The 12,159-nt window shown below is 72.2% G+C and carries 11 protein-coding genes; 3 read left to right on the top strand and 8 right to left on the bottom strand.

Going from position 1 to position 12,159, the window contains the following annotated elements:
* Nucleotides 1-5 precede the first annotated feature (5 nt).
* Nucleotides 6-686 carry a response regulator transcription factor gene (locus tag ACH4E7_RS17450; RefSeq protein ID WP_355669748.1) on the bottom strand — a complete coding sequence of 227 codons (681 nt, stop codon included), beginning with the start codon at nt 684-686 and terminating at the stop codon, nt 6-8.
* Nucleotides 687-1,289: 603 nt separating this feature from the next.
* Between ACH4E7_RS17450 and ACH4E7_RS17445 the strand changes: the two genes are divergently transcribed.
* A complete protein-coding gene (locus ACH4E7_RS17445) occupies nt 1,290-1,952 on the top strand; it encodes a SigE family RNA polymerase sigma factor (protein ID WP_396250061.1) in 663 nt (220 codons plus the stop codon).
* A gap of 179 nt (nt 1,953-2,131) precedes the next feature.
* Here ACH4E7_RS17445 and ACH4E7_RS17440 read toward each other — a convergent pair whose 3' ends face one another.
* The 4 genes from ACH4E7_RS17440 to deoC all read right to left on the bottom strand — a co-directional run bounded on the left by ACH4E7_RS17440 (nt 2,132) and on the right by deoC (nt 6,386).
* Entirely contained in the window at nt 2,132-2,770 is a 639-nt protein-coding gene (locus ACH4E7_RS17440) for an ATP-binding protein (protein WP_396249924.1), read from the bottom strand.
* Nucleotides 2,771-3,020: 250 nt separating this feature from the next.
* Nucleotides 3,021-3,926 (bottom strand): aldehyde dehydrogenase family protein, encoded by a 906-nt coding sequence (locus tag ACH4E7_RS17435; RefSeq protein ID WP_355669749.1) that lies wholly within the window; start codon nt 3,924-3,926, stop codon nt 3,021-3,023.
* Nucleotides 3,919-5,394: an aldehyde dehydrogenase family protein gene (locus tag ACH4E7_RS17430; RefSeq protein WP_396249923.1), complete on the bottom strand. Its 1,476-nt coding sequence runs from the start codon at nt 5,392-5,394 to the stop codon at nt 3,919-3,921. The genes ACH4E7_RS17435 and ACH4E7_RS17430 overlap by 8 nt, the downstream gene beginning before the upstream one ends.
* 5 nt (nt 5,395-5,399) lie before the next feature.
* A complete protein-coding gene (deoC, locus tag ACH4E7_RS17425; RefSeq protein WP_396249922.1) occupies nt 5,400-6,386 on the bottom strand; it encodes a deoxyribose-phosphate aldolase in 987 nt (328 codons plus the stop codon).
* A 106-nt stretch (nt 6,387-6,492) separates the two neighbouring features.
* Between deoC and ACH4E7_RS17420 the strand changes: the two genes are divergently transcribed.
* Nucleotides 6,493-7,167, top strand: coding sequence for a PH domain-containing protein (locus ACH4E7_RS17420; protein ID WP_396249921.1), 675 nt, complete (start codon nt 6,493-6,495; stop codon nt 7,165-7,167).
* Nucleotides 7,168-7,230: 63 nt separating this feature from the next.
* Here the strand turns inward: ACH4E7_RS17420 and ACH4E7_RS17415 are convergent, their stop codons facing one another.
* The 3 genes from ACH4E7_RS17415 to ACH4E7_RS17405 form a co-directional block, all read right to left on the bottom strand.
* On the bottom strand, nt 7,231-8,949 hold the full coding sequence (locus tag ACH4E7_RS17415; protein ID WP_396249920.1) for a phospho-sugar mutase: 1,719 nt from the start codon (nt 8,947-8,949) through the stop codon (nt 7,231-7,233).
* A gap of 161 nt (nt 8,950-9,110) precedes the next feature.
* A complete protein-coding gene (locus ACH4E7_RS17410; protein WP_396249919.1) occupies nt 9,111-9,932 on the bottom strand; it encodes a purine-nucleoside phosphorylase in 822 nt (273 codons plus the stop codon).
* A gap of 161 nt (nt 9,933-10,093) precedes the next feature.
* Nucleotides 10,094-10,531, bottom strand: coding sequence for a gamma-glutamylcyclotransferase (locus ACH4E7_RS17405; protein WP_355669755.1), 438 nt, complete (start codon nt 10,529-10,531; stop codon nt 10,094-10,096).
* Between the two features lie 111 nt (nt 10,532-10,642).
* On the opposite strand from ACH4E7_RS17405, the gene ACH4E7_RS17400 reads away from it, so the two are divergent.
* Nucleotides 10,643-12,097, top strand: a complete 1,455-nt coding sequence (locus tag ACH4E7_RS17400; RefSeq protein ID WP_396249918.1) for an NAD(P)H-quinone dehydrogenase — start codon at nt 10,643-10,645, stop codon at nt 12,095-12,097.
* Nucleotides 12,098-12,159 lie beyond the last annotated feature (62 nt).

The raw sequence follows: 12,159 nt of genomic DNA, 5'->3' as shown, positions 1-12,159 counted from the left end.
TGTGGTCAGACCGTCGGCGGGTCCAGTCGGTAACCGACGCCGCGCACGGTGCGGATCAGTGTCGGAGCGGACGGTACGTCCTCGACCTTCGCCCGCAGCCGCTGCACACAGGCGTCCACCAGGCGCGAGTCGCCGAGGTAGTCGTGCTCCCAGACCAGCCGCAGCAGCTGCTGGCGGGAGAGCGCCTGACCGGGCCGGCGGCTGAGCTCCAGCAGCAGCCGCAGCTCGGTCGGGGTGAGCTGGAGGTCCTGCCCGTCCTTGGTGACGGTCATCGCCGCCCGGTCGATCACCACGCTGCCGTACGCGGAGGAGTCCGAGCTCTCCCGCTCCCCGCGCCGCAGCACCGCCCGGATCCGGGCGTCCAGGACGCGCGGCTGCACCGGCTTCACCACGTAGTCGTCCGCGCCGGACTCCAGGCCCACGACCACGTCGATGTCGTCCGAGCGCGCGGTGAGCAGGATGATCGGCAGCTGGTCGGTGCGGCGGATCCGGCGGCACACCTCGAAGCCGTCGATCCCGGGCAGCATCACGTCCAGCACGATCAGGTCGGGTCGCTGCTCCTTGAAGAGCTTCAGACCGTCCTCACCGGAGGCGGCGGTGGCCACGCGGTGGCCCTGGCGGGTGAGGGCGAGTTCGAGGCCGGTCCGGATGGCGTCGTCGTCCTCGATCAGTAGGAGGAAAGGCACGGCCCCATTTTGGCCCACCGGAGGCGGCGAATCACCCCCCGGACCGGTCACCGCCCGTATGGGAACCGGAAGGACGGCTACCGGCGTCCGGTAGGAAGGGAGGCGGACCGGGACGAAGGGCCCGCCCCTGTGACACCCCTGTGACAGTCGGCGGACAGCGCCATCACAACCGGCGGGCAGGATTTTCCATGTCGCCGCAGGACAGCGGGCCGCAAGGGCCGGCTGGAGGGCGGCAACAGGAACCGCTCGTACCGACCCAGGGGGCGCACGATGAACGCCACGCTTCAGACCCGGACCAACCCGGCTCTCCGCACCGCGCGTTCCTCAGCGACCACCCATCGGACCCGGTACGAGGTCAGGACCGACGAGAACTCCGGTGCCGTAACCGTACGGGGGTGCGCGCACAGCACCGGTGGAAACCCTGTCGCACGCCGGGTGAGCGGCGGCGGCAGGACGGGGGAGCTGTACGGGATCGGCCGACTGGGGAGTGCGGTCGACTCCGCCAACACCCTCACGCTGCGGGGGATCCTCCCCGTCCGCGTCGAGGGCAAGGACGCCCCGGGGGTTCATGGGGGAACCAGGGGAACCGGGGGGAACAACGGCCTGCGGACGGTCGGTTCGGGGGAGCCGACCAGCCGCGAGGCCGCCGGTGCGACGCTGCTGCGGCTGAACCCCGCACCGGCCCGCACCACCGAGGCGGGACAGGGAGACGCGCAGGGGGAGCACTCGGCCGTCGCGGAGGACCACATCACGGAGTTCACCGCGTACGTGCGCGAGCGCCGCGCCTCCCTGTACGCCACGGCGTACCACCTGACCGGTGACCGCTACGAGGCCGAGGACCTGCTGCAGAGCGCGCTCTTCAGCACCTACCGGGCCTGGGGCCGGATCACCGACAAGGCCGCGGTCGGCGGGTACCTCCGCCGCACCATGACCAACCTGCACATCTCCGCCTGGCGGCGCCGCAAGGTCAACGAGTACCCGACCGAGGAGCTGCCGGAGACGGCCGGCGACACCGACGCGATGGGCGGCACCGAGCTGCGCACCGTGCTCTGGCAGGCGCTGGCGAAGCTGCCGGAGAACCAGCGGACCATGCTGGTGCTGCGGTACTACGAGGGCAAGACCGACCCGGAGATCGCCGACGTGCTGGGGATCAGCGTCGGCACGGTCAAGAGCAGCATCTGGCGCGCCCTGCGCCGGCTGCGCGACGACGAGCACCTGAACAAGTCGGGCGACACCGTCCGGGCGTTCGGCGAGCTGGTCGCGTAGGACTCACAGAGGACTCCCGTCGGGGGACGGGGAACGGACGGTCGCGGTTCGGGGGCACCGACTCGGGGGAGCGGGTGCCAGTGGGGAGCCGAGAGCCGTTCGGGAAGGCGACGGGCCCGGTGCGGGGGAGACGCACCGGGCCCGTCGTCGTCGCTGTTCGGGGGATGCGCCCCGGGGCCTCAGACCGCCGAGAGCTCGCGCCGCCCGGCCGCCGCGCGGACCCGGCGGTAGGCCTCCGGCCCGGCGCACGGGTACGAGCCCAGCGAGACCTGCCGCCCGACGATGGAGCGCTCGGCCCGCATCAGCCGGAAGCCCCGGCGCAGCAGCACCGGCAGCGACTTGCGGCCCTCGCGGACGTCCCGGCGCAGCCGGCGCCAGGCCGTGGTGAGCGCGCCGTTGCGCAGGCACAGGGCGTCGCCCAACAGGCCCTCGGCGGCGCACTCCGTCACGATCTCGGCGGCGAAGATGCCCTCCGCGATGAATGCGGTCGCGCCGCCCAGGTCCAGGCCGCGGGTGGCGATCCGGCCGTTGTCCGGGATCGAGTACACCGGTACGTCCGCGCGGCCGTGCTCGTACAGCGCGCGGATCGCGGCGACGGCCTGGTCACGGTGCCAGGCGAGCGGGGAGTCCCAGTCCACGGCGCCGTCCGGCAGCCGGGGCAGGGTCGGGTCGTCCCCGTCCTTGTAGAAGTCGTCCAGCTGGAGCACCGGCAGGCCGCTGCGCTCGGCGAGCGAGGACTTCCCCGATCCGGAGGGTCCGGAGAGCAGGATCACCCGGGCATGGGCCGGCGGGGCGGGATTCATGGGGGAGTCACTCACGGGACACCAGTCTGACGCATCCCGGCCGGTTGCCGAAACCGGTGTGCTCAGAACTTCCGGGCCGCCGGGGTGGCCAGGGCGCGGTGGATCATCGGCGGGTAGCGGCTGTCGCCGAAAGTCGCCGGAACACCGACGGACCCGCGCCAGGGGGGGAGAGGCGCGGGTCCGTCCAATGACCGTCCGGGCCCCGGGGGGGGAGGGCACTGGGGACGGCCAGTCTGTGGAGTTGTTACCTGTTGGCGACGGAGGGTCAGATCCCCATCGGGTGCCAGACCGTCTTCGTCTCCAGGAACGAGAGTAGCCGGTCCGTACCGGGCGCATTCGTCCAGTCCTGGGCGAACGGGTCCAGCTCCGGACGGACCACCCGCTTCAGGGTATCCGCGGCGGCGGCCTCCAGGGCGGGCGCCGCGCCGGGGCCGTCGGAAGCGATGGCCCCGGTGAGGTCCAGCGCGTTGACGTCCTGGTGCGAGGCCAGCGTGGGGGCGATGTCCGCGGTCCGGCCCGAGATGATGTTGACCACGCCGCCCGGGACGTCCGAGGTGGCCAGCACCTCGCCCAGCGACAGCGCGGGCAGTGGGGCGTCCGCGGCGGCCGCGACCACGACCGTGTTGCCGGTGGCGATCGCCGGGGCGATCACCGAGACCAGGCCGAGCAGCGAGTGCCCGTACCCGGCCTGCGGCGCGACGATCCCGACCACGCCGGTCGGCTCCGGGGTGGACAGATTGAAGTACGGCCCGGCCACCGGGTTGGCGCCGCCCGCGATCTGGGCGACCTTGTCCGTCCAACCCGCGTACCAGACCCAGCGGTCGATCGCGGCGTCCACCAGCGCGGCGGCCTTCTTGGGACCGATGCCCTCGGAGACGGCCACCTCGGCGGCGAACTGCTCGCGCCGGCCCTGCAGCATCTCGGCCACCCGGTACAGCACCTGGCCGCGGTTGTACGCGGTGGTGCCGGCCCAGCCCTTGACCGCCGCGCGGGCGGCCACGACGGCGTCGCGGGCGTCCTTGCGGGTGCCCAGCGGGGCGTTGGCGAGCCACTCGCCCTTTGCGTCGGTCACCTCGTACACCCGCCCGCTCTCGGAGCGCGGGAACTTCCCGCCGACGTACAGCTTGTAGGTCTTGAGGACGTCAAGACGCGCGAAGGTCGTGTCAGACATCGAGGTAGGCCTCCAGACCGTGGCGGCCACCCTCGCGGCCGTAGCCCGACTCCTTGTAGCCGCCGAACGGCGAGGTCGGGTCGAACTTGTTGAAGGTGTTGGCCCAGACCACACCGGCCTTGAGCTTGTTGGCCATCCAGAGGATGCGCGAGCCCTTCTCCGTCCAGATGCCGGCGGAGAGGCCGTACGGGGTGTTGTTGGCCTTCGCGACCGCCTCGTCGGGGGTGCGGAAGGTCAGCACCGACAGGACCGGGCCGAAGATCTCCTCCTGGGCGATCCGGTGGGCCTGGCTGACGCCGGTGAACAGGGTCGGCTTGAACCAGAAGCCGGTGCCCGGCAGCTCGCAGGCCGGCGACCAGCGCTCGGCGCCCTCGGCCTCGCCGGCCTCGGTCAGCGCGGTGATCCGGGCCAGCTGCTCGGCCGAGTTGATGGCGCCGATGTCGGTGTTCTTGTCCAGCGGGTCGCCGACCCGCAGGGTGCCCATCCGGCGTTTCAGGGCCTCCAGCAGCTCGTCCTGGATCGACTCCTGGACCAGCAGGCGCGAGCCCGCGCAGCAGACGTGGCCCTGGTTGAAGAAGATGCCGTTGACGATGCCCTCGACCGCCTGGTCGATCGGCGCGTCGTCGAAGACGATGTTCGCGGCCTTGCCGCCCAGCTCCAGCGAGAGCTTCTTGCGGGTGCCGGCCAGCTGCTTGGCGATGGCCCGGCCGACCGGGGTGGAGCCGGTGAAGGCGACCTTGTTGACGTCCGGGTGCGCGGTCAGCGCGGCGCCCGTACGGCCGTCACCGGTGACGATGTTGACGACGCCCTTCGGCAGACCGGCCTGGCGGCAGATCTCGGCGAAGCGCAGCGCGGTCAGCGGGGTGGTCTCGGCCGGCTTCAGGACGACCGTGTTGCCGGTCGCCAGGGCGGGCGCGATCTTCCACGCCAGCATCAGCAGCGGGAAGTTCCACGGGATGACCTGGCCGGCCACGCCCAGCGGCTTCGGGTTCGGACCGAAGCCGGCGTAGTCCAGCTTGTCCGCCCAGCCCGCGTAGTAGAAGAAGTGCGCGGCGACCAGCGGCAGGTCGACGTCGCGGGTCTCGCGGATCGGCTTGCCGTTGTCGATCGACTCCAGCACCGCCAGCTCGCGGCTGCGCTCCTGGACGATCCGGGCGATCCGGAACAGGTACTTGGCGCGCTCGCTGCCGGGCAGCGCCGACCAGTCCGCGAAGGCCTTGCGGGCGGCGGCGACGGCACGGTCCACGTCCTCGTCGGTGCCCTGGGCGAACTCGGCGAGCACCTGCTCGGTGGCCGGGTTGACCGTCTTCAGGGCCTCGCTGCCGGAGGAGTCGACGAACTCGCCGCCGATGAAGTGGCCGTACGAGGTGGCGATGTCACCCGCGGCGGCGGGGGACTCGGGGGCCGGTGCGTACTCGAAGAGGCCGGCCTTGCGCACGGGCTCCTCGATGTTCTTCTTCTTGGCCATGGTGATCAGTCCACCGTCACGTAGTCGGGGCCGGAGTAGCGTCCGGTGGCGAGCTTCTGGCGCTGCATCAGCAGGTCGTTGAGCAGGCTGGAGGCGCCGAAGCGGAACCAGTGCGGGGTCAGCCAGTCGTCGCCGAGGGTCTCGTTGACCATCACCAGGTACTTCATCGCGTCCTTGGTGGTCTTGATGCCGCCGGCGGGCTTCACGCCGACCTGGACGCCGGTCTGCGCGCGGAAGTCGCGGACCGCCTCCAGCATCAGCAGGGTGACCGGCGGGGTCGCGTTGACGGCGACCTTGCCGGTGGAGGTCTTGATGAAGTCGGCACCGGCCAGCATCGCCAGCCAGGAGACGCGACGCACGTTGTCGTACGTCTGCAGCTCGCCGGTCTCGAAGATCACCTTGAGGTGGGCGTAGCTGCCGTCGGCGCGCTTGCACGCCTCCTTGACGGCGACGATCTCGTTGAAGACGTCGAGGTAGCGGCCGGAGAGGAAGGCGCCACGGTCGATCACCATGTCGATCTCGTCGGCACCCGCGGCCACCGCGTCGGCGGTGTCGGCGAGCTTGACCGGGAGGGCGGCGCGGCCGGCCGGGAAGGCGGTGGCCACGGAGGCGACCTGGATGTCGGTGCCGCGCAGGGCGTCCTTCGCGGTGGCGACCATGTCGGGGTAGACACAGATGGCGGCGACGCGCGGGGTGGTCGGGTCGGTCGGGTCGGGGGTCCTGCCCTTCGCGCACAGCGCGCGCACCTTGCCGACCGTGTCCGCGCCCTCCAGCGTGGTCAGGTCGATCATGGAGATCGCCAGGTCGATGGCATTGGCCTTCGCCGTGGTCTTGATCGAGCGGGTACCGAGGGTGGCGGCGCGCGCCTCAAGGCCGACCTGGTCGACGCCGGGCAGGCCGTGCAGGAAGCGGCGGAGTGAGGCCTCGGACGCCGCAACGTCCGCGAGGCCGCTGCCCGCAACGCCGGGGGCATTGGCTGCAACAGTGGACATAGTCACCAGAGCAGCATATCTACGCGCGTAGTCGACCGCTAGGGCGCCTGCCATTCGTGGCCGGACCGAGACCTGCTGGTGAGGGGTATGGGGCAGAATCGACGCCATGACCGAATCCGACGGCAAGCCCCACCAGGGCCCGGCCGCCCCCGACGGGGAGCCCGAGTACGCGGACCGCGTGTACCGCTCCGTCCCCGGCGTCATCTCCGGTGTGTTCCTGTTGGCCGTCGCCGCCTGGCTGATCGGCGACGCGGTGGTGACCGGCACCGGGAAGACCCCGTACGTCGCCCTCGCGGCCGTACCGGTGTTCGCCTTCCCGGTGATCGCCTACACGCTGCGCCCGGCGGTGCTGGCCGACAGGCGCCGCCTGCTCGTCCGCAACCCGTGGCGGACCATCACCGCCCCCTGGGCCTCGGTGGACGCCCTGCGCGCGGGCTACTCGGTCGAGCTCCTCGCCGGCGGCAAGAAGTACCAGGTCTGGGCCGTCCCGGTCTCCCTGCGCCAGCGCAAGCGCGCCACCCGCGCCCAGACCCGCGGCGCCGCCGAGCACGCCTCCCGGATGGGCATGGTCTTCGGCCGTCAGACCAACCCGGTGGTCCAGGGCTCCCCGGACCCCACCCGCGCCTGGTCCGACCAGATCACCGACGTCCTCCAGGAGATGGCCGAGCGCAACGCCACCCGCCCCGACGCCGCCGGGCCCGTGGTCGTCCAGTGGTGCTGGTGGATCATCGCCCCCACCCTGGCCGGCCTGGTCGCCCTGATCACGGTGATCACGGTCTGACCCGACGAACGCACGGGAAGGGCCCGCCGGTCGCGTACCGGCGGGTCCTTTCACACGGGTGGGTCAGATGCCTGCGGCCCGGGCGAGGTCCTGCTTGACGGTGGCGAGGAGCTCGTCGGCGCGGGTGCGGGTGGCGGTGAGGTCGGCCGCGCTGGCGACCGGGAGGACGACCTCCAGGTAGCACTTGAGCTTGGGCTCGGTGCCGGAGGGACGCACCACGATGCGGGCGGAGCGGACGGCCTCGCCGGCGAGGTAGTAGCGCAGGCCGTCGGTCGGGGGCAGGTCGGCGGAGCCGGCCGAGAGGTCGTCGGCACGGGTGACGGTCAGGCCGGCCAGGACGGTCGGGGGCTGCTCGCGCAGGCGGCGCATGGCGTCGGCGATCAGCGAGAGGTTCTGGACCCGGACGGAGAGCTGGTCGGTGGCGTGCAGGCCGTGCTCCAGCGCCAGGTCGTCCAGCAGGTCGGTCAGGGTGCGGCCGGACTTCTTGAGGGTCGCGGCGAGCTCGGCGACCAGCAGGGCGGCGGTGATGCCGTCCTTGTCCCGGACGCCCTCCGGGTCCACGCAGTAGCCGAGCGCCTCCTCGTAGCCGTAGCGCAGGCCCTCGGCGCGGGAGATCCACTTGAAGCCGGTCAGCGTCTCGGTGTAGCCCAGGCCCGCCGCCTCGGCGATCCGCCCGAGCAGGGTGGCGGAGACGATGGTGGTGGCGAAGGTGCCCTCGGCCTTCTTGGCGACCAGGGCGGAGCCGAGCAGCGCGCCGACCTCGTCGCCGCGCAGCATCCGCCAGCCGGAGGTGCCGTTGCCGCTGCCGGCCACGTTGGCGTTGGTGGGGACGGCCACCGCGCAGCGGTCCGCATCCGGGTCGTTGGCGATCACGATGTCCGGGCCGACCTCGGCCGCGGTGCGGAAGGCGAGGTCCATCGCCCCCGGCTCCTCCGGGTTGGGGAAGGCCACGGTCGGGAAGTCCGGGTCGGGCTCGGCCTGCTCGGCGACCACGGTGGGCGCCGGGAAGCCGGCCCGGCGGAAGGCGGCGACCAGGGTGTCGCGGCCGACGCCGTGCATCGGGGTGTAGACCACGTCCAGCTCGCGCGGGCTGTGCTCGTCGACGATGGAGACGGCCCGGGTCAGGTAGGCCTCGATGACGTCCTCGCCGAGCACCTCCCAGCCCTCCTCGGCGCGCGGGACGTCGTTCAGCGAGCCGATCGCGTCGATCTCGGCGGCGATCCCGGCGTCGGCCGGCGGGACGATCTGCGAGCCGTCGCCCAGGTAGACCTTGTAGCCGTTGTCCTGCGGCGGGTTGTGGCTGGCGGTGACGGTCACTCCGGCGGCCGCACCCAGATGACGGACGGCGAAGGCGAGCACCGGGGTCGGCAGCGGGCGCGGCAGCAGCGCGGCGCGCAGGCCGGCGGCGACCACCACGGCGGCGGTGTCGCGGGCGAAGTCGTACGACTTGTACCGGGCGTCGTAGCCGATGACGACCAGGTCGCCCAGGTTCTCCTTCTTGACGTACGCGACCAGGCCGGCGGCGGCCCGGATCACCACGGCGCGGTTCATCCGCATCGGGCCGGCGCCGAGTTCGCCGCGCAGGCCGGCGGTGCCGAACTGAAGGCGGTCGGCGAAGCGCTCGGTGAGCTCGGACCAGGCGAGCTTGCTGTCCGTCTCGGCCTCCGGGGCCTCGGCCCGGGCCAGCAGGGAGGTCAGCTCCTCGCGGGTCTGCGGGTCGGGGTCCTCGGCCAGCCAGGTCCGGGCCCGGGTGAGGAGGTCGGGGTTGAGTGCCTGCGTCATGGTTGCCTGCTCCATCGGGAAGTGCGTCGGTGTGTCGGCCGGAGGGTTCCGCGCGAGAAGGGAAGAGGTGTGCACATGCGGACGGGGCCCGCGGGAAGGCGTGATCAGCGGATCACGCCGCCCGTGGGCCCCGTCACTCATGATTCTGCGCCCGGCAGGCGTCAGATCCGCTCCAGGACCTTCGCCAGCAGCTCGCCCATGCGCTCGGCGGAGGCCTTGCCGGCCTCCAGCACCTCTTCGTGGTTGAGCGGCTCGCCGGTCATGCCGGCGGCCAGGTTGGTGACCAGGGAGATGCCGAGCACCTCGGCGCCGGCCTCGCGGGCGGCGATGGCCTCCAGGGTGGTGGACATGCCGACCAGCTCGCCGCCGATCACCCGGGCCATGTTGACCTCGGCCGGGGTCTCGTAGTGCGGGCCGCGGAACTGGACGTAGACGGCCTCGTCCAGGGACGGGTCGACCTCGTGGCACAGGGCGCGCAGGCGCTTGGAGTACAGGTCGGTGAGGTCGACGAAGTTGGCGCCGACGATCGGGGAGTCCGCGGTCAGGTTGATGTGGTCGCGGATCAGCACCGGCTGGCCGGGCACCCAGCCCTCGCGCAGGCCGCCACAGCCGTTGGTGAGGACGATGATGCCGCAGCCGGCCGCGGCGGCGGTGCGCACGCCGTGGACGACGGTGGCCACGCCGTGGCCCTCGTAGTAGTGGTTGCGGCCGAGGAAGATCAGGGCGCGCTTGTCGCCGATCTTCACCGAGCGGATCTTGCCGGCGTGGCCGGCGACGGCGGGGGCGGGGAAGCCCGGGAGCTCGGTGACCGGGAACTCGGCCACGGTCTCGCCCAGGGCGTCGGCGGCCGGCACCCAGCCGGAGCCCATCACCAGGGCGACGTCGTGCCGCTCGGCACCGGTCAGCTCGCGCAGGCGCTCGGCGGCGGCCTGGGCGGCGGCGTAGGGGTCGGTGGAGACGACCGACTGAGGAGAAGCGTTCACGGGTCCGAGGATAGACGGGAATCGGCTACGCGCGTAGAAATTCTGGCGCGGCTTGCCGGATCGTTACCCGGTTGACCCGAAAACACAGCTCGGTGGCGCTTTTCGGGTGACCGGGCTTGTCGGTACGTACAGAAAGAAGACCGGCCGGGAGGAGGCCGGCGTCAGCACGGCCGGCGGCGCAGGTCCATCACGTAGTCGTGCGGGGCGCCGGCGCTCTCCGCGGCGTCGGCGATCAGGCCGAGGTAGCGGGCCGCGGGCAGACCGCCCTCGTAGTCGTTGAGCACGTACGTCCAGACCGGGATGTCGCCGTCCAGGGTGTGCGCGCGCAGCTTGATCTTGCGGTAGATGCCGAGCTGGACGCCCTCCCAGCGGTCCAGGCCCTCCTCGTCCATCGGCGCGATGTCGTAGAGCGAGACGAAGACCTGGTCCTTCCCGTCCTCGACCACGGTGGCCAGCGAGCCCTCCCAGCCGAGCTGCTCGCCGCCGAAGGTGAGCCGCCAGCCGTCCAGCCACCCCGTGCCGCGCAGCGGGGAGTGCGGGGCTCGGCGGGTCATCTGCCGGGCATCGAGGTTGGTGGCATACGCGGCGTAAAGGGGCATGGGGGCCAGCGTAGCCCGGTCGGCGCACGCAGCGGGGCGACTGGGGACGAGCCCCCGGGGTTCGTACGGAGCCAGGACCCCGTTGTGGCGGCACTCTCGGCGTGCGGGACAATGGTGAGCGTGACTCGGATCGTGATCATCGGTGGCGGACCCGGCGGCTACGAGGCGGCGCTGGTCGCCGCTCAGCTCGGCGCGGAGGTGACCGTCGTCGACCGCGACGGTCTGGGCGGATCGGCGGTGCTCACGGACTGCGTGCCGTCGAAGACCCTGATCGCGACCGCGGAGGTGATGACCACCTTCGACAGCTCGTACGAGGAGCTGGGCATCACGGTCGCCCGCGACGGCGACGGCGAGGGCCGGCCGGCCAAGGTCATCGGCGTGGACCTGGGCAAGGTCAACCGCCGTGTGAAGCGCCTGGCGATCGCGCAGTCCCACGACATCACCCAGTCCGTCACCCGCGCCGGGGTCACCGTGCTGCGCGGCCGCGGCCGGCTCGGCGCCGGCGGGCAGGCCGTGGACGGCTCCCGCGAGGTGCTGGTGGACGCGCCCGACGGCAGCGTCCAGTCGCTGCGCGCCGACGCCGTGCTGATCGCCACCGGCGCCCACCCGCGCGAGCTGCCGGACGCCCAGCCGGACGGCGAGCGGATCCTCACCTGGACCCAGGTGTACGACCTGGAGGAGCTGCCCCGCGAGCTGATCGTGGTCGGCTCCGGTGTGACCGGCGCCGAGTTCGCCGGCGCCTACCAGGCGCTCGGGTCCAAGGTCACCCTGGTGTCCAGCCGCGACCGGGTGCTGCCGGGTGAGGACCCGGATGCCGCCGAGGTGCTGGAGGACGTCTTCCGGCGCCGCGGCATGAACGTGATGAGCCGCTCGCGCGCCGAGAGCGCCAAGCGGATCGGCGACCGGGTCGAGGTGACCCTCTCCGACGGCCAGGTGATCGAGGGCACCCACTGCCTGATGGCGGTCGGTTCGATCCCCAACACGGCCGACATGGGCCTGGAGGGGGCCGGGGTCAAGCTCAACGACTGGGGCCAGATCCGGGTCGACCGGGTCTCCCGCACCAGCGCCCCGGGCGTGTACGCGGCCGGTGACTGCACCGGCGTCTTCATGCTCGCCTCGGTGGCGGCCATGCAGGGCCGGATCGCGATGTACCACGCGCTCGGCGACGCGGTGCAGCCGCTGAACCTCAAGACCGTGGCCTCCAACGTCTTCACCGACCCGGAGATCGCCACCGTCGGCTACACCGCCGCCGACGTGGAGTGCGGCAAGATGGACGCCGTCGTGGTCAAGCTGCCGCTGCGCGGCAACCCGCGGGCGAAGATGCAGGGCATCCGGGACGGCTTCGTGAAGCTGTTCTGCCGCCCGGGCACCGGCATCGTGGTCGGCGGCGTGGTCGTCGCCCCGCGTGCCAGCGAGCTGATCCACCCGATCTCGCTCGCGGTGGACGCCAATCTGACCGTCGAACAGGTGGCCAGCGGCTTCACCGTCTACCCGTCCGTCTCCGGCTCGACCGCCGAGGCCGCCCGGCAGCTGCACATCCGCAAGCGGGCCGACGGCGAATCCTGAGCTCAAGGCGTGAAGTTGAGGGCGGCTGCCGATCGGTGGCCGCCCTTCGCGCAGGGGTGATC

This window comes from Kitasatospora sp. NPDC018058 (assembly GCF_044327205.1).
Taxonomy (GTDB): domain Bacteria; phylum Actinomycetota; class Actinomycetes; order Streptomycetales; family Streptomycetaceae; genus Kitasatospora.
Note: the sequence above shows the minus strand (reverse complement) of the source record. Positions and strands in the feature narration are given on the sequence as shown.